This is a genomic window from Roseovarius faecimaris (assembly GCF_009762325.1).
Taxonomy (GTDB): Bacteria; Pseudomonadota; Alphaproteobacteria; order Rhodobacterales; family Rhodobacteraceae; genus Roseovarius; species Roseovarius faecimaris.
In genome coordinates this window covers 1,979,280-1,995,796 of record NZ_CP034348.1, presented here as the reverse complement: position 1 = coordinate 1,995,796, position 16,517 = coordinate 1,979,280, and the positions used below count along the sequence as shown (strand labels likewise).

General features: G+C 63.1%; 20 protein-coding genes and 1 tRNA gene. 10 read left to right on the top strand and 11 right to left on the bottom strand.

The window, feature by feature from the left end; translation table 11 throughout:
• Nucleotides 1-10: 10 nt before the first annotated feature.
• The 4 genes from nagZ (at nt 11) to EI983_RS10270 (ending at nt 2,703) form a co-directional block, all read left to right on the top strand.
• Nucleotides 11-1,009 carry a beta-N-acetylhexosaminidase gene (gene nagZ, locus EI983_RS10285; protein WP_157707315.1) on the top strand — a complete coding sequence of 333 codons (999 nt, stop codon included), beginning with the start codon at nt 11-13 and terminating at the stop codon, nt 1,007-1,009.
• A complete protein-coding gene (locus tag EI983_RS10280) occupies nt 1,009-1,797 on the top strand; it encodes a segregation and condensation protein A (RefSeq protein WP_157707314.1) in 789 nt (262 codons plus the stop codon). Before nagZ ends, EI983_RS10280 begins: the two co-directional genes overlap by 1 nt.
• A gap of 4 nt (nt 1,798-1,801) precedes the next feature.
• Nucleotides 1,802-2,464: an SMC-Scp complex subunit ScpB gene (gene scpB / locus EI983_RS10275; protein ID WP_157707313.1), complete on the top strand. Its 663-nt coding sequence runs from the start codon at nt 1,802-1,804 to the stop codon at nt 2,462-2,464.
• Nucleotides 2,465-2,535: 71 nt separating this feature from the next.
• Nucleotides 2,536-2,703, top strand: a complete 168-nt coding sequence (locus tag EI983_RS10270; protein ID WP_157707312.1) for a hypothetical protein — start codon at nt 2,536-2,538, stop codon at nt 2,701-2,703.
• An 87-nt stretch (nt 2,704-2,790) separates the two neighbouring features.
• Here the strand turns inward: EI983_RS10270 and EI983_RS10265 are convergent, their stop codons facing one another.
• The 8 genes from EI983_RS10265 to EI983_RS10230 all read right to left on the bottom strand — a co-directional run bounded on the left by EI983_RS10265 (nt 2,791) and on the right by EI983_RS10230 (nt 8,289).
• On the bottom strand, nt 2,791-3,870 hold the full coding sequence (locus tag EI983_RS10265; RefSeq protein WP_157707311.1) for a 2'-deoxycytidine 5'-triphosphate deaminase: 1,080 nt from the start codon (nt 3,868-3,870) through the stop codon (nt 2,791-2,793).
• A gap of 58 nt (nt 3,871-3,928) precedes the next feature.
• Nucleotides 3,929-4,005 (bottom strand) — tRNA-Pro (locus EI983_RS10260).
• A 63-nt stretch (nt 4,006-4,068) separates the two neighbouring features.
• Entirely contained in the window at nt 4,069-4,860 is a 792-nt protein-coding gene (locus tag EI983_RS10255; RefSeq protein ID WP_157707310.1) for a MerR family transcriptional regulator, read from the bottom strand.
• 12 nt (nt 4,861-4,872) lie between these two features.
• Nucleotides 4,873-5,175, bottom strand: a complete 303-nt coding sequence (ihfA, locus tag EI983_RS10250) for an integration host factor subunit alpha (protein WP_157707309.1) — start codon at nt 5,173-5,175, stop codon at nt 4,873-4,875.
• A gap of 110 nt (nt 5,176-5,285) precedes the next feature.
• On the bottom strand, nt 5,286-6,260 hold the full coding sequence (locus EI983_RS10245) for a beta-ketoacyl-ACP synthase III (RefSeq protein WP_157707308.1): 975 nt from the start codon (nt 6,258-6,260) through the stop codon (nt 5,286-5,288).
• Nucleotides 6,257-7,351: a phosphate acyltransferase PlsX gene (gene plsX, locus EI983_RS10240; RefSeq protein ID WP_157709053.1), complete on the bottom strand. Its 1,095-nt coding sequence runs from the start codon at nt 7,349-7,351 to the stop codon at nt 6,257-6,259. Before plsX ends, EI983_RS10245 begins: the two co-directional genes overlap by 4 nt.
• A gap of 24 nt (nt 7,352-7,375) precedes the next feature.
• Nucleotides 7,376-7,582 carry a 50S ribosomal protein L32 gene (gene rpmF / locus EI983_RS10235; protein ID WP_157707307.1) on the bottom strand — a complete coding sequence of 69 codons (207 nt, stop codon included), beginning with the start codon at nt 7,580-7,582 and terminating at the stop codon, nt 7,376-7,378.
• A 146-nt stretch (nt 7,583-7,728) separates the two neighbouring features.
• Complete coding sequence (locus EI983_RS10230) at nt 7,729-8,289, bottom strand: YceD family protein (protein ID WP_157707306.1); 561 nt, start codon at nt 8,287-8,289, stop codon at nt 7,729-7,731.
• A 96-nt stretch (nt 8,290-8,385) separates the two neighbouring features.
• Here EI983_RS10230 and EI983_RS10225 point away from each other — a divergent pair, with 96 nt between their 5' ends.
• From EI983_RS10225 to EI983_RS10215, 3 genes are all read left to right on the top strand, one after another.
• Nucleotides 8,386-8,838, top strand: a complete 453-nt coding sequence (locus EI983_RS10225) for an outer membrane protein assembly factor BamE (protein WP_157707305.1) — start codon at nt 8,386-8,388, stop codon at nt 8,836-8,838.
• Between the two features lie 62 nt (nt 8,839-8,900).
• Complete coding sequence (locus EI983_RS10220; protein WP_157707304.1) at nt 8,901-9,641, top strand: GNAT family N-acetyltransferase; 741 nt, start codon at nt 8,901-8,903, stop codon at nt 9,639-9,641.
• A 36-nt stretch (nt 9,642-9,677) separates the two neighbouring features.
• Entirely contained in the window at nt 9,678-11,486 is a 1,809-nt protein-coding gene (locus tag EI983_RS10215; protein ID WP_157707303.1) for an ABC-F family ATP-binding cassette domain-containing protein, read from the top strand.
• A gap of 27 nt (nt 11,487-11,513) precedes the next feature.
• Here the strand turns inward: EI983_RS10215 and EI983_RS10210 are convergent, their stop codons facing one another.
• Nucleotides 11,514-12,746 carry a cytochrome b/b6 domain-containing protein gene (locus EI983_RS10210; protein ID WP_157707302.1) on the bottom strand — a complete coding sequence of 411 codons (1,233 nt, stop codon included), beginning with the start codon at nt 12,744-12,746 and terminating at the stop codon, nt 11,514-11,516.
• Between the two features lie 158 nt (nt 12,747-12,904).
• Between EI983_RS10210 and fabD the strand changes: the two genes are divergently transcribed.
• The gene (gene fabD / locus EI983_RS10205) at nt 12,905-13,846 is read left to right on the top strand and encodes an ACP S-malonyltransferase (protein ID WP_157707301.1); all 942 of its coding nucleotides are present in this window, start codon (nt 12,905-12,907) and stop codon (nt 13,844-13,846) included.
• A 77-nt stretch (nt 13,847-13,923) separates the two neighbouring features.
• On the opposite strand, the gene EI983_RS10200 is transcribed toward fabD, so the two are convergent.
• Entirely contained in the window at nt 13,924-14,634 is a 711-nt protein-coding gene (locus tag EI983_RS10200; protein ID WP_157707300.1) for a DUF2726 domain-containing protein, read from the bottom strand.
• A 94-nt stretch (nt 14,635-14,728) separates the two neighbouring features.
• Here EI983_RS10200 and fabG point away from each other — a divergent pair, with 94 nt between their 5' ends.
• Nucleotides 14,729-15,466, top strand: coding sequence for a 3-oxoacyl-[acyl-carrier-protein] reductase (gene fabG / locus EI983_RS10195; protein ID WP_157707299.1), 738 nt, complete (start codon nt 14,729-14,731; stop codon nt 15,464-15,466).
• Here fabG and EI983_RS10190 read toward each other — a convergent pair.
• On the bottom strand, nt 15,463-15,903 hold the full coding sequence (locus EI983_RS10190; RefSeq protein ID WP_157707298.1) for an ABA4-like family protein: 441 nt from the start codon (nt 15,901-15,903) through the stop codon (nt 15,463-15,465). The genes fabG and EI983_RS10190 overlap by 4 nt on opposite strands.
• Nucleotides 15,904-16,203: 300 nt before the next feature.
• Here EI983_RS10190 and EI983_RS10185 point away from each other — a divergent pair, with 300 nt between their 5' ends.
• A complete protein-coding gene (locus EI983_RS10185; RefSeq protein WP_157707297.1) occupies nt 16,204-16,437 on the top strand; it encodes an acyl carrier protein in 234 nt (77 codons plus the stop codon).
• Nucleotides 16,438-16,517: the final 80 nt, after the last annotated feature.

Sequence of the window (16,517 nt, the reverse complement as noted above, 5' to 3'; positions counted from 1 at the left end):
CGGGCGTGCGATGAGCCGATACGGGGCCACGATCCTGGATGCGGACGAGTTGAGGCTGCGCTCGGATGAGCGGGCGCTTTTTCGCGATGTGAACCCGTTCGGGTTTATCCTTTTTGCCCGCAATATCGACACGCCGGATCAGGTGCGCGCCCTTTGCGGTGACCTGCGCGAGGCGGTGGGGCGCGAGGCGCCGATCACCATCGATCAGGAAGGCGGCCGGGTGCAGCGCCTGCGCGCGCCGCTCTGGCGCGAATGGCTGCCGCCGCTGGAGCAGGTGGAGGCAACGGACCGGCCCGAGGACGCGATGTACTGGCGTTACCGGATCATCGCGCATGAGTTGCGCAGCATCGGCATTGACAGCAATTGCGCGCCGCTGGTGGATGTGGCCGGACCGGACACGCATCCGTTTCTGCGCAACCGCTGCTATGGGACCGAGGCGCAGGCGGTGGCCGGAATCGGTCGTGCCGTGGCGGATGCACATCTCGATGGCGGGGTGTTGCCGGTGCTCAAGCATATCCCCGGCCACGGGCGGGCGGTGGTCGATAGCCACCTCGACCTGCCGGTGGTGGATGCCGAGCCCGAAGAGCTTCTGGACACCGATTTTGCCCCGTTCCGCGCCCTGAACGATCTGCCACTGGGGATGACGGCGCATCTGGTCTACAGCCAGCTTGACGATGCTCCCGCGACGCTCTCGCCCAAGGTGATGCAGATGATCCGCGAGGATATCGGCTTTGACGGGCTGATCATGACCGACGATATCTCGATGAAGGCGTTGCGCGGGTCGCTCGAGGACAACGCCCGCGCGTCTCTCGCCGCGGGCTGTGACGTGGTCCTGCATTGCAACGGCACCTTTGCCGAGCGCGTGGCCGTGGCCGAGGCGTCGGGAGAAATGACAGACGCGGCCCAGGCCCGGGCCGAGCGGGCACTGGCGGCCCGCAAAGCCCCTGACGAGGTTGACATTGCCGCGCTGGAGGCCAAGCTGTCCGCCGTCATGAACGGGCCGGGATAATGTCGGACGAGGATTTTGATCAGATCGGGCGGATCGAAAGCGTCGCCGAGCGGATGGCCGCCGAGGCGCTCATTGTCGATGTGGACGGTTTTGAAGGGCCATTGGACCTGCTTCTGACGCTGGGGCGCACGCAGAAGGTGGATCTGCGCAAGATCTCGGTGCTGCAACTCGCTCAGCAATATCTGGCCTTCGTGGAAAAGGCCAAACAGCTGCGGATTGAGCTGGCCGCCGATTACCTGGTGATGGCGGCCTGGCTGGCGTTCCTGAAATCGCGCCTGTTGTTGCCGCCCGACCCGACGGAAGAGGGCCCATCGGGCGAGGAACTGGCGGCGCATCTGGCCTTTCAGCTTGAGCGGTTGCAGGCGATGCGCGATGTGGCGGCCAAACTGATGGCGCGCGATCAGCTGGGGCGCGACTTCTTTGCGCGCGGCATCCCCGAGGATGTCACCCAGGTGCGCAAGATCACCTATACCGCGACGCTGCTGGACCTGATGCAGGGCTATGCACGCATCCGCACAAAGGACGAGTTCCGCCCCTATGTGATGGACCGCGATTCCGTTTTCACGCTGGAGCAGGCGCTGGAGCGGATGCGCGGGCTGATCGGCTTTGCGGGGACATGGACGGATATTTCCACCTATCTGCCGGACGGGTTCACCACTGATCCGGCGCGTCGGCGCAGCGCCACGGCCTCGACCTTTGCCGCTTCGCTGGAGCTGGCGAAAGAGGGCAAGGTGGAGCTGCGCCAGGCCGAGACATTCGCGCCGCTTGAATTGCGGCGGAAGGATTAAGAGTATGTCGGAAGAGATTGACCAAAAAGAAGAAAGCCTGTTCGAGGCGCCGCCCATGGCCGAGCAGGAGCGGATGGTGGAGGCGATCCTGTTTGCCACCGCCGAGCCGGTCACGGTGCGCGAGTTGGAAGCGCGGATGCCGCATGGCAGCGACCCGGCGGAGGCGCTTGTCTATCTGCGCAAACGTTATGAGGGGCGCGGCGTGCAGGTGGTGCGCGTGGGGGATGCCTGGGCCATCCGCACTGCGCCCGATCTGGGCTTTCTGATGCAGCGCGAGACGGTCGAGACGCGCAAGCTGAGCCGGGCGGCGATCGAGACGCTGGCAATCATTGCCTATCATCAGCCGGTCACGCGCGCGGAGATCGAGGAAATCCGTGGCGTGAGCGTCAGCCGGGGCACGGTCGATCAGCTTCTGGAGATGGAGTGGATCCGCTTTGGTCGCCGCCGCATGACACCGGGCCGTCCGGTGACTTTCGTGGTGACGCAGGGGTTTCTGGATCATTTCGGGCTGGAGAACGCCCGCGATCTGCCCGGGCTCAAGGAATTGCGCGCCGCTGGCCTGCTGGAAAACCGCCCGCCGCCGGGCTCCATGCCGCAACTGGGCGAGGGCGATGTGGATGCCGAGGAAGAGACAGACGAAGGCCAGAACGAGCTTTTTGAGGATTAAAGCGGTCCTTGCCCTAAAATTTCCATGATTGGTGGTTATCTTCTGCGTCAGAGCAGGACATGGAGGGCGCAATGAACGCCAATCAGCTTATCAATATGGTGATCCGCCAGATCATGCGCCGTGTGGTGCGCGGCGGTGTGGATGCGGGCTTTAACGCGGTGAACAAGCGCATGGCGAAGGGCAACGATCTGCCCATGTCGGCGCGCAAGTCCACGGGCGACAATCAGAACCAGGCCTGACGGCATTCCCCAAAGCACTGGGTTGAAACGCGCCCCGGACATGATCCGGGGCCTTTGGGCGTTGTGCGGCCCGGTTCGGAGGTGCGTTTAGCCGGACTTGAAATGCTTGCTAAGCTTGAGCCCCTGACCCTGATAGTTTGACTTGATATCCGCGCCATAGAGCTGTTGCGGCACTTCCGCCATGCGCTCATAGACCAGCCGCCCCACGACCTGCCCGTGCTCCAGCACGAAAGGCGCCTCGTGGCAGCGCACTTCGAGTACCCCGCGAGAGCCGGACCCGCCCGCGGCGTCATAGCCGAAGCCGGGGTCGAAGAAGCCTGCGTAATGCACGCGGAATTCACCGACCATGGCCAGATACGGGGCCATTTCGGCGGCGCAATTGGGGGGGATGGCAATCGCCTCGCGGCTGACGAGGATGTAGAAGGCACCGGGGTCGAGGATGATGCGCCCGTCGCTGGTGCGTACCTCTTCCCAGTAGTCCGCCGGGTCGTAATGGTTGAGCTTGCTGAGGTCGACCACGCCCGTGTGCCGCTTGGCGCGGTAGCCCACCAGATCGCCCTTGGCCGGTTTCAGATCGACCGAGAAGCTCAGACCCTCGGAGATGACCGGCGTGCCCGAAACAATCGGCGTTGTGCGATGCACGTCCAGAAGCTCGGCGTCGCTGAGCATCGTCTTACCCTGCCGGAAAATCACCTGGGTGAGCAATTGCCCCGGCTGTACCACGACCGAGAAGCTTTGCGGGCAAAGCTCGGCATAAAGCGGGCCGTCATAGGCTTCGGGGATGCGGTCGAACTCGATACCCTGGTCGGTGATGATCCGTGTCATCAGGTCCACCCGGCCGATGGAGCTTTTGGCGCTGGCGGCCCCGGTCATGCCTTTGGGCAGATGCAGACGTTCCATGAGCGGCACGACATAGACACAGCCCTTTTCCAGCACGGCGCCGCCGGTGAGCGGCACCTCGTGCATGGTCAGATCCCCGAGCCGTTCGGAGACGGTGGAGGATTTCCCGGGCAGGAAGGAGGCGCGCACGCGATGCGCCACATCGCCCAGGCGCAGATCGAGCGAGGCAGGCTGTATCTGGTCATTGAGGATGGGCGAGGCGGCCCCGATCCCGCCTTGGGCGATCATATCCCGGATCTGACGGTCGGATAAGACGCCGCTGGTCATATGCCTGTCCTCTTACGCAAAACGCCCGCCCGAGAGCCCGGGCGGGCGGTTTTTGATATGGTCGGGCTAGCAGGACTTGAACCTGCGACCTTCCGTCCCCCAGACGGACGCGCTACCAGGCTGCGCCATAGCCCGACGATAGCGCCTACATACCGCTTTTCTGAGCGGGGGCAAGGGGCTTGGGGCAACTTTTCGACCTCACCCTGGGCCCGAGCCAAGCTGTTCGGTCAGCTCTTGCATCCGCGCGAGGGCGTCAGGGTCGACCGAGCCGTCAAGCAAGGCCAGGGTGCTGAGCGGTCCGGGCTCGGCGGGGGTGTCATCGCCCGGGTCTTCGGGAATGTCGGGGGCGGTGATCGCGGGCGGCTCGGGGGCGGGGGCGTCCTGCGTGGCCTCTGCTGCGCTTTCTGTCTGTGCGGCCGCCTCCTTGTGCCGTTGCAGAAAGCTGGGCATGACCGGCGGGCTCGCGGGTTCTGCCGCCGGCGGCTCGGAGGGGCTGACCTCGTCGGTGTCGGCTGTGTCGGGTTCTGCCGCCGTTTCAGGCTCGGGCGCAGGGGCGGCGGTCACTTCGGGCTCGGCCGGGGGGGCGGGCTTTGCCGGGGTCTTGACCGGTTTCGCCTCTTCGCTTCGGAAGCTGACCACCTCGGCGGTGCTTGGGGGGACATCGATCGGGGCGACATCCACGGCCATTTCACTGGCTTCGATCTCGGTCACTTCGTCCAGCGGCTGCGACAGGTTCGCCACATGTTTGACGCCGTTTTCGCGCAAAATCTTCTGCACACCTTTGATGGTCATGCCGTCTTCGTGCAGAAGCCGCTTGATTCCCCCCAGAAGCTGCATGTCCGCGGGACGATAATAGCGTCGCCCGCCTGCGCGTTTCACAGGCTTGACCTGACTGAATTTGCTTTCCCAGAAACGCAGGACATGCGCGGGCGTCTCCAGCCATTCGGCCACTTCGCTGATGGTGCGGAAGGCGTCGGCTGATTTGGCCATCGGCGCGCCTCCTTAGCGCTTGTTGCCCGAGGCGACGCGGTCTTTCATCAGGTGGGAGGGCCGGAAGGTCAGCACACGGCGCGGGTTGATCGGAACCTCTTCGCCGGTCTTGGGGTTGCGGCCCACGCGGGCGGATTTGTCGCGCACCGAGAAGGTGCCGAATGACGAGATTTTCACCTGCTCGCCAGCCACCAGCGCGTCGGACATATAGGTCAGAACGCTTTCCACCAGATGCGCGCTGTCATTGCGCGACAGGCCCACTTCGCGGAACACCGCTTCGCTCAGATCCATTCGTGTCAAAGTCTTGTCGCTCATCGCATCCCCCTGATCTCTGACCAAACATTAGGACGTAAGGATTTTGCGAGTCAACGCAGCTAGGTTGAGAAATGCCGTTTAGAGGTATGAAATCGGGGGTTTTTCGCGCATTACCAGCGCAGAACCACCGCCCCCCAGGCCAAACCGCCGCCGATGGCCTCGGACAAGAGTAGATCGCCGCGTTTGATTTTGCCGGTCTGCACCCCCACTGAAAGGGCCAGAGGGATGGATGCGGCGGAGGTATTGCCGTGGTCCTGGACGGTCACGATCACGCGGTCCATCGGGATGCCCATTTTCTTGGCCGTGCCCGAAATGATGCGGATATTGGCCTGGTGCGGAACGATCCAGTCCACGTCCTCGTCCTTGAGCCCGATCTTGTGCAGCGCGGTGAAGGCGGTGCCGGCAAGCTTGTCCACCGCCTGCCGGAAAAGCGCGTTGCCCTGCATCCGGAGCTTGCCCGACTGGCCCGTGGTCGACACGCCGCCATCGACAAAGAGCATGTCGCGGTAGCGCCCGTCCGAATTGATGTCCGAGGCCAGGATACCCCGGTCGGAATTGTCGCCCTTGCCCTCATGCGCGGCCAGCACCAGCGCGCCCGCGCCGTCGCCGAACAGCACGCAGGTCGAGCGGTCGGTCCAGTCCATGATCCGGCTGAAGGTCTCGGCGCCGATCACCAGAAGCTTTTGCGCCTGACCTGCGAGGATCATCGCATTGGCGGTGGTCAGGGCATAGATGAAGCCCGCACAGACCGCCTGCACGTCGAAGGCAAAGCCGCGCTCCATGCCGAGCCCTTTTTGCACCATCGTGCCCACGGAGGGGAAGGTGAGGTCTGGCGTGGAGGTGGCGACGACGATCCCGTCGATTTCCGAGATATTGACGCCTGCATTCTCAAGTGCTGCGGTGGCGGCGCGAATGGCGAGGTCCGAGGTGGTCTGACCCTCGGCGGCGAAATGACGGCGCTCGATTCCTGAGCGGGTGCGAATCCATTCGTCGGATGTGTCCAGCGTGGCCTCGAAATGGCTGTTGGGCACGACCCGCTCCGGCAGGTAATGACCAACCCCTTCGACAACCGCTCGTACGCTCATGACGCTTCACTTTCGTTTTCGTCTTCATCGCTGAGCATGGCGGCGGACGCAACCCGCGCGGCGAGTTTTTCGGAGAAGCCCGACTGGCTAAGCTGATAGGCCAGTTTCACGGCTGCCGACACGCCCGTGGCATCGGCGGCCCCGTGGGATTTGACCACCGTCCCGTTCAGGCCGAGGAAAACGCCGCCATTGACGCGGCGCGGGTCGATCCGCTCTTTCAGGCGGCGCATGGAGGTATAGGCCAGAAGCGAGGCCATGCGTGACCAGATCGTGTGGCGGAACGCCTTGCGCAGCAGCTCTCCGATCAGATTGGCGGTGCCTTCGCCGGTCTTCAGCGCCACATTGCCGGTGAACCCGTCGGTGACGATGACATCGCAGCGGTCACCGGGCAGGTCCTTGCCCTCGACAAAGCCGACAAACTCGAAATCCGCACGCCGGGCATTGGCGCTGATCAGGTCATGGGCTTCTTTCAGCTCGGCGCGGCCCTTGTGCTCTTCGGTGCCGACATTGAGCAGGCCGACGCGCGGGCGTTTCAGGCCAAAGCCGTTGCGCGCGTAAGAGATGCCCATCAGCGCGTATTGCATGAGGTCCTTGGCATCGGCCCGGATATCGGCCCCGCCATCCAGCATCACGTTGAAGCCCTGCGGGTTGCGTGAGGGCCAGAGCACGGCAATCGCCGGGCGGTAAACGCCGTCGAGCTTGCGCAGGCGGACCACGCTCAGAAGCATCAGCGCGCCGGTGTTGCCGCAGGAGACGCAGACCGTCGCCTCGCCATTGCGCACCGATTCGAGCGCCGACCACATAGACGTGTTCTTGCCATTGCGCATCACATGGGAGGGTTTGTCCTCCATCGTGACGACATCCTGCGCATCCCTGATCTCGCAGATACCCGCGAGGTTCCTGCGTTTGGCGACAAGCTTTTCCAGCTCCTCGCGGGGGCCATGCAGGATGAACCCGATATCATGAAGCTTGTGGGCGGCACGCGAGAGACCGGCAACAACGGTTGCCGGCCCTTCATCGCCACCCATGGCGTCAATCGAAATGATGGTGCGCCCCGGCGCCGCTTTGGAGGAATCCTTCTGCGCGGTCATGCGGGCGGCGTCCATGCGCTGGGGTTATGCCGCGTCTTCGTCCAGATCGACGTCGTCAACCAGGGACACAACCTCACGGTCGGCATAGTGACCGCAGGCCGAGCACACGTGATGCGGGCGCTTCAGTTCGCCGCAATTCGGGCACTCGTTGGGGTTTGCCGCAACCAGGGCATCATGCGCACGGCGATTGTTGCGGCGCGATTTCGAGACTTTGTTCTGCTGGACAGCCATGTCACAACCTTAACTTAACTTTGGGGGCCAAGCGGCCCGTTTCAGATGGGTTGCGCGGCTCTTAATCTGTCCAGAGCCACCGGTTCAACCCTAAAATCCGTGAAAGCGCGAAAATACAGTGAATTGTTGTAGGAGCAAGCGATTTCTCACGTCTCGTCGTCACGATTATCAAGTTTTGCCTTGAGATCGGCCAGAGAGGCGAAAGGTTTGGCATCGGCGTCTGTCATCGGGGTCACGCCGGGGGCCGCAAAATCCGCGTTTTTCAACTCGGCCCCGTCGGCACGCGGGTAATCGGGCAGGGCAAGGGCAAGAGATTCGCGGATCACTGCCATAAGGTCGATCTCTTTGCCCAGCGGCTCAGTGCTGTCATCCTCGGGCATCTCGACCTCGCCCTCGACCTCGGGCAGCGCGTAGTCGCGCAGGAACAGGCGGCTGACGGGGGTGTCGATGCGGGTCGTGACCGGCTCCAGCGTGACCACGCAGGGCTGTACCGCCGTGGCCCCAAGCTCTGCGCTGAGCCGCCAGGCATCCCGGCCTTCGGGCTCCAGCATCCCGTGAAAACGCAGCTTGCGCAGGGCCAGCAGCTCCAGATCCTCGATCAGGGCGGTCAAGGCTTCCGCATCCGGGCGAATGTCGAAGCGGTAAGGCTTGCGCGCAGGCAGTTCGGCCACGGTCAGGCGGGTCGCGGATGTGTCTGGTCTGCTCATCTCGCGCTCGTCCTCTCTTTAACTTTCTTGAACCTCGGGGCCACCTTGTTGTAAGCGGGATAAAAGGCATTTCGGGCCAAGATCAAGAGGGCATAGATGTTTGCAATGATTTCCAGGGCAAAATCCTTCCTGTGCCTGCTTGTGTTTCTGAGCCTCGGGGCCTGTTCAGCCACCTATCAGAATCATGGCTATGTGCCGTCCGACTCGGATCTGGCCGAGCTGGTGGTCGGGGTGGATTCGCGTGCGACAGTGGATGACCTGATCGGCGCGCCATCATCCGCGGGGCTGCTGGCGGGGGGTGACTATTATTACGTGCGCAGCCGGGTGCGCAGTTACGGGATGTTCCGCCCCGAAGTGGTGGAGCGGCAGATCCTCGCCATCAGCTTTGACGAAACAGGCACCATCGCCAATATCGAGCGGTTCGGGCTGGAGGATGGCAAGGTCGTCGCCCTGTCGCGCCGCGTGACCGACAGTTCGGTGGTGGGCAATGGCTTCTGGCGTCAGATTCTCGGCAATTTCGGCAACCTGAACCCGGCCGACTTCTTCTAAACGCTTGTGCGGGCCCGCACGCATGCTACCACTTGAAGGGTAGATGTGTGGAGCTTGGCAGGATGACCCCTCCGACCCTCGCCAAAGGCCGGTATCAGGCCCGTATCGCCGAGACTGAGGCCGATATCGCGGCGGCGCAGGCGCTGCGGCATCTGGCCTTTGCCGGTCAGGGCGAAAGCGACGGCGACGCGTTTGATGCGCGGTGTACGCATTATCTGGTGGAAGAGGTGGAGACGGGCAGGCTGGTCTGTTGCTTCCGCATTCTGCCGCTGACTGACGGGCGCGAGATCGACCGGAGCTATTCTGCGCAATTCTACGAGTTATCGGCCCTGGCGGGCTTCAAGGGGCGGATGGTGGAGATGGGCCGGTTCTGCGTGCATCCTGCCCATCATGACCCCGATATCCTGCGCGTCGCCTGGGGGGCGATGACGCGGTATGTCGATGAAAACAATGTCGAAATGCTCTTTGGCTGTTCGTCGTTCAAGGGCACGGACGAGGCGGGGTATCTGGACGCTTTCGCCATGCTGAAAGAGCGTCACCTGGCCCCGCGCCGCTGGTGGCCACGGGTCAAGGCGCCTTCGGTGTTTCGCTTCGCGCAGGCCCTGCGGCGGCAGCGGCCCGACATGAAAGCGGCGATGCTGGCCATGCCGCCCCTGCTGCGCAGTTACTTGATGATGGGGGGCTGGGTCAGCGATCATGCGGTGGTGGACCGGCAGATGAACACGCTGCATGTCTTTACCGGGCTGGAGATCGACGCGATCCCGCCCGCCCGCAAGCGGCTTCTGCGCGCGGTTGCGCAGTAGCTTGACGATTGCCGGGGCGCAGGGTAGCCCGCGCGCATGGCCCGTGCACCGCTTCTTCAACTGACGGATATTTCGCTGACCTTTGGCGGCGATCCTCTTTTCCATGACCTGAGCCTTGTCATCCAGCTCGGGGACCGCGTGGCGCTGGTGGGGCGCAACGGATCGGGTAAATCCACGCTGATGAAGGTGATGGCGGGGCTGGTGTTGCCCGATGACGGGCAGGTGAGCCTCAGCCCCGGAAGCTCGGTAGGGTATATGGAGCAGGATCCGGACATGACGGGTTTTGCCACACTGGGCGATTTTGCCACCAGCGGATTGGAGGCAGGCGAGCTTTACAAGGTGGAGCGCGCGGGAGAGGGGCTGAAATTTGATCCCGCGCGCGCGGTTCAGACCGCCTCGGGCGGGGAAAGACGGCGGGCAGCGCTGGCCAAGCTCATGGCCGAGGCCCCGGATCTGATGTTGCTGGACGAGCCGACGAACCATCTGGATATCGAGGCGATCCGCTGGCTCGAACGGGAGCTGGGCACCACGCGATCAGCTTTTGTCATGATCAGCCACGACCGCGCTTTTCTGCGCGAGCTTTCACGCGCAACCCTCTGGATTGACAGGGGAATGACACGCCGTCAGGACAAGGGGTTTGACGCGTTCGAAGCCTGGCGCGACAAGGTCTGGGAGGAAGAAGATCAGGCGCGGCACAAGCTGAACCGGCTGATCAAGTCGGAGGCGAAATGGGCCGTGGAAGGGATCAGCGCCCGGCGCAAGCGCAACCAGGGCCGGGTGCGCGCCCTGCAGGCGCTCCGGGCGGAACGCGCAGCCCAGATCAAGCGGCAGGGCACCGCGGCGATGGCGCTGGAGGCGGGGCCGAAATCAGGTAAGAAAGTCATCGAAGCCGAAGCGATTACAAAGTCTTATGATGGAAAGCTCATCCTGAAGCCGTTTTCGATCAAGATCCAGCGTGGCGATCGCGTGGGCTTTGTCGGGCCCAACGGGGTGGGCAAGACGACGCTGCTGAAACTGTTGATGAAAGAGATCGAGCCCGATATGGGCAAGGTCAGCCACGGCACCAAGCTGGCTCCGGCGGTGTTTGATCAGGCGCGGGCGGGGCTCGACCCGGATATGAGCCTCTGGGACAGCCTGACCGGCGACAAGGAAATGCGGGTGTCAGGCCAGGCCGATCAGGTGATGGTGCGCGGCGCGCCCCGGCATGTGGTGGGCTATCTCAAGGAATTTCTGTTTGACGACGCCCAGGCACGCGCGCCGGTGCGGTCCCTCTCGGGCGGCGAGAAGGCGCGGCTATTGCTGGCCAAGCTGATGGCGCGCGAAAGCAACCTGCTGGTCATGGACGAGCCGACCAATGACCTTGATATCGAGACGCTGGATTTGTTGCAGGAGTTGCTGGACGATTATGACGGCACCGTTCTTCTGGTCAGCCATGACCGGGATTTCCTGGACCGCGTGGTGACGACGACCATCGCGATGGAAGGCGACGGGCAGGCGGTGGCCTATGCCGGCGGCTGGAGCGATTACCGTGCACAGCGGCCTGAAAAAGCAGAGGAAAAGCGCGACAAGGCCCAACCCAAGCCGGCCGCAGTGGAGGCCAGGCCGAAGGCGGTGAAAACGGGGCTGAGCTTTACCGAGAAACATCGTCTGGAGGCGTTGCCCGGCGAGATCGAGCGGCTGGAAGCGGAGATTGCCAAGCTCGAAGAGCTGATGGCCGACCCGGAGCTTTTCACCCGAGAGCCGGTCAAGTTCCGCAAGGCGAGCGAGGCACTGGTCACCCGGCAGGAGGCTCTGGCGGCAGCGGAAGAGGAGTGGCTGACGCTGGCGGAGAAGGCCGAGGGCTAGCCCGCCGGGCCGAAAGCGGCGCGCGGTTTACGGCGCGCGCATCGCCGTCAGGTCGAAAGAGATTTCGACGGCAAAGGCCAGTGACCCCTCATCGGTGACATCGAGCCCCATGTTGAAATCGCGCCGGTCAACCGTCATCGCGCCTTTGGCTTCGGCCGTGTCGCCGTCAATGCTCAGATCGAAAGGCAGGGTGGCGGGCACCGATACATCCCGGATCGTCAGATTACCTTTGGCTTGCAACCCATTGTCAACGCTTATGATATCGCCTTTGAAAAGGGCCGTGGGGTGGGCATCGGCCTGCAGGTAACCGGCCCCCAGCGCCTGGGAAGTGACCGTGCCCAGAGTGAGGGAAGCGGTTCCGATCGTGACCTCTACCTCGCCATGTTTGCCGGTCTCGTCGGGCGTTTCGGCATATTGGATCAATGCGGACCAGTCGGAGAAGCTGCCGGTGATCTCGGAGCCCATTTGAGTGACAGTGATCTGAAGCACGCCCTCCTGCACCTGCCAGTTGCCTCCCTCCGCCGCCAGAGTGACGGGTGTGGTGGAGCGGACCTCATGCGCTTTGAACCAACCCAGCGAGGCCGCGCCGCCGATCACGAGCGCCCAAACCAGCAGGGCGCCAAGAGCGGGCAGGGCATGGCCGGGCTGAACGGCGGTCGGATGGGCTTCGGTCGTGCCCGGCCACATGCGTCGCAAGGTGGCATCCCCGTCGATCAGATGATGTTTCAGCGCGCCCGCGATGTGCAACAGCAGAGCCCCGCCAAGCACGTAGATCAGCAGGTGATGCAGGGTCGCGGCGGTCTCGGCCAGCGCGTCATCCTTGGGCACGAAGGGCAGCGACTGGCCGAAGGGCCACCAGATCGGTGCGAAGCCGGTGGTCGCGGCATGATGCACCCAGCCCGACAGCGGGACCAAAATGAGGGAGCCGTACAGCAGCCAATGCACGGTTTCGGCCGCGCGGGCCTCAAGCCATTTGTCGCCATTGAGCAGGCCCGGCTTGGTCTGGGTGACCGCCCAGAGGAGGCGCAGCAGCGCTACGAAAAAGACTGTCATGCCAAGTGTTTTATGCAGCGAAAACAAAAAGGTGGCGCGTGATATCAGGGTTTGATCCGGGGCCGTGTCGGCCTGTGCCAGCGTTTCGGCGAGGTTCTGCGCGACAAGGCCGACCGGCACAATGGTCAGGATCAGAAGCGCTGTGAGCCAGTGAAAGCTTTTGGCGACGCTGCCATAGCGGGTAAGGGTGTTGTGCCGGTGCGACATGGGGAGCCTCGTCTTGTGAATGCGCCGAGAATGGTCCGACGCGCGCCTAAGAACAACGTGAAGATTCGCACGTCGCCTGTTCATCGGCGCAGGGCGTTGCAAGGGCGCGCATTGCAGGCTATCCCAAGGCGACAGGAATTGGGAGGCATGAGCAGCAAATGACCCGAGCATTCATTTTCCCCGGCCAGGGGGCACAGACCATCGGCATGGGCCGCGCGCTGGCCGAGGCTTATCCGGCAGCGAAGGCGGTGTTTGACGAGGTGGATGAGGCTTTGGGCACGAAGCTGAGCGCACTGATCTGGGAGGGAGAGCAGGAAGAGCTGACGCTGACCCAGAATGCGCAACCGGCGCTGATGGCCACGTCGCTGGCCGCGATGCGCGCGCTGGAGGCCGAAGGGGTCACGATTGCCGATGCGCAGTTCGTTGCCGGGCATTCCCTGGGCGAATATTCGGCGCTGGCCGCTGCCGGTGCGTTGAGCGTGGCCGATACCGCAAGGCTGCTGCGCACCCGCGGCGAGGCGATGCAAAAGGCCGTTCCGGTGGGCGAGGGGGCAATGGCCGCCATTCTGGGGCTCGATCTGGAAGCGGTGCGCGCCGTGGCCGAGGAGGCCGCGCAGGGGGCGGTCTGTCAGGCGGCCAATGACAATGATCCCGGGCAGGTGGTGGTGTCGGGCACGGCCGAGGCGGTGGCCCGCGCGGTCGATATCGCCAAGGAAAAAGGCGCAAAACGCGCGATGCTGCTGCCGGTGAGCGCGCCGTTCCATTGCGCGCTGATGCAGCCCGCGGCGGATGTCATGGAAGAGGCCCTTGCCGGGGTGGCGATCAAGGCGCCCGCGGTGCCGGTCGTGGCAAATGTGCGCGCCGAGGCGGTCAGTGACCCCGATGTGATCCGCGCGCTTCTGGTGGAACAGGTGACAGGCTCGGTGCGCTGGCGCGAGTCGGTGGCCTATATGGGGTCGCAGGGCGTGACCGAGATGGTCGAGATCGGCGCTGGCAAGGCGCTTTCGGGCATGGTGCGCCGGATCGACCGGGAGATCGCCACCCTGGCCGTGGGCACGCCCGAAGATGTGACAGCGGCGGTTGCGGCGATCAAGGGCTGAAAATCGCACGAGCTTTGTCAGGGCTGTCGTGATCGGGATGCACGATGATCCGGTCGGCATCCGGCATCCGGCAAAGCTCAGGTCTTGGGTGAGCTGCGATTGTCGGGGCCCGCTGTCGGCAGGTGTTGCCGAAGCAATGCGTTGATCGACTCGGACGAGTAATTATTGGGAACCTCGATCAGGGTGATACCGGCGCGCCTCAGGGCCTCTTTCTTTACCGCGTCGCGCATGAAGGTCTTTTGCGAATAGTGCCCGCTGCCCTGAAACTCTATGGCAGCAAGCAGCATGCCGTGGGTGTTAAAAATGGCCATGTCGAGACGCTTTGAGTTGACCGAGGCCTGCGCGCGCGCCCAATGGCGTTTGTCCTGACTGACAGGCTCGATAACTTCGCCAAGACTGGTCTGCGCCATGAGCCGCAGATCGGGATATGTGGTTTGAAGGATCTCATCGACCAGGTTGAAAAGACGGTCTTCCGAGCCGTTTAGCAGCTTCTTGCGGCGGAAACGGACCCTTGCGACGGCTTCCATCTGATTGGTGGGGTCGGACATATCCTGATATGAGTTTGTTTGCTTTCCTCCGATGACTTTGAGTTTTGGTTTGCCGGTCCATTGGCCGGGTTGCGATCTGTACCGTTGGCGACGCCGGGCCGGTTTTATAAGGCTCTTGAGAACCACGAATGCGGCCAGAAAGACGAACAGAAAAACAGCAAGGGTTTCGAGGTTTTCTTCCCCAAAGATACGGTGAAGCGCGTCGGGTAGTTGGTCCATCTGAAAACAGTCTTTGATCAATAGTTTCGGCTACAGTCTTGCCGCTCTGGTGTCGCAATGCAATATGGCACCGAGCATTGCCTGGGTGGGCGTCTTACCGGAAATGAGGGACAGAATGTTTGATTTGACAGGAAAAACCGCGCTGGTGACGGGCGCTTCGGGGGGAATCGGCGGCGCTATTGCAAGGGCGATGCACGGGGCCGGGGCCACGGTGGGCCTGAGTGGCACACGGGTGGAGCCACTGGAGGCGCTCGCGGCGGAGCTGGGCAGCCGCGCCCATGTGCTGCCCTGCAACCTGAGCGATGCCGAGGCCGTCGATGCGCTGCCCAAACAGGCAGCCGAAGCGATGGGCAGTGTCGATATCCTGGTGAACAATGCAGGCATCACCCGCGACCAGATTTTCATGCGCATGTCCGACGAGGAGTGGCAGAGCGTGATCGATGTGAACCTGACCTCGAGCATGCGGCTGTGTCGCGGCGTGATGCGCCCGATGATGAAGGCGCGCTGGGGCCGGATCATCAATATCAGCTCGATCGTGGGCGCGACGGGCAATCCGGGCCAGGTGAACTATGCGGCGTCCAAGGCGGGCATGGTCGGCATGACCAAATCCATCGCCTATGAGGTCGCAAGCCGCGGGATCACTGCCAATGCTGTGGCTCCCGGCTTTATTGCCACGGCGATGACGGACAAGCTGACCGATGATCAGAAGGCCAAGATCAACGCGCAGATCCCCGCCGCGCGCATGGGCACGCCCGAGGAGATTGCCGCTGCGGTTCTCTATCTGGCCTCCGAGGAGGCGGGCTATGTGACCGGATCAACCTTGCACGTGAATGGCGGCATGGCGATGCTCTAGAGCATCATGCCGCGCCCGAGCGCCAGGCGGCGCAGGATGTGGAGCAACAGGCCGAGCGGTCCGAACAGTAACGCGAAAAACAGGCAGGGCAGGGTGCCGAGATGCCCCAGCCCCTGCTCGCGTGCGTCCCGCGCGATCCAGGCTCCGACGAAGAGATCGAACACGATGAAATGACTCCAGCCGGTCAAAACGCCAACCGGATGGGAAAAAAGATTCGTCACGCTTGGGAGATTGTGCATCCCGGCATCGGGGTGCGATTGGCCGAAAAAAACACCCGCTATGAGAAAACCGGCGTAGACCAGGCCGAGGATCAGCGGCACTGCGCCGGAATGCACATAGAGACGGGTGATCCGTGCTTCCGGAGCAAAAAAGAGCAGAGCCCAGGCCGGAAGCAGCGGCAGATGGATCGCGTAGAACAGGATTTCGGGAAGAGGCACGAGGCACTCCGTTCAGGGCTGTGGATGATCTGCATTCCTACGGAACAATTTATTGAAGGCAAGGGGACGGGCTTGTAAATTGCCGAAGCCTGCGCCAAGTCTGGAAAAGATTTGCCATCGCCGCGCCATGTGCTATAGGCGGCGCAGATCGCCGGATGAAAGCGTCTGACGCGGCCCGGTCGCCTGCTTTTGCGGGCAAGTTCAAACCGCCCCGAGGGGCACGTATTCAAAGGCCGCTTGCCCGAATGGGTTTGGGGTAAAACGGGTGCCAGATACCCAACAGACGATGAGGATTATGACATGAGCGATATCGCAGACCGCGTGAAAAAGATCGTTGTGGAACACCTGGGCGTGGACGAGGACAAGGTTTCGGAAAACGCCTCGTTCATCGACGATCTGGGCGCGGACAGCCTGGACACGGTCGAGCTGGTCATGGCCTTCGAGGAGGAGTTCGGCATCGAGATCCCCGATGACGCCGCCGAGACCATCCAGACCTTTGGCGATGCGGTCAGCTTCATCAAAGGCGCGTCGTAAGCACGACGCTCTTTCGAGTTACGGGAAAGGCCCTGCCATTTGGCGGGGCTTTTTCTTTTTGCGGCGGGCCGTGGTGGCGC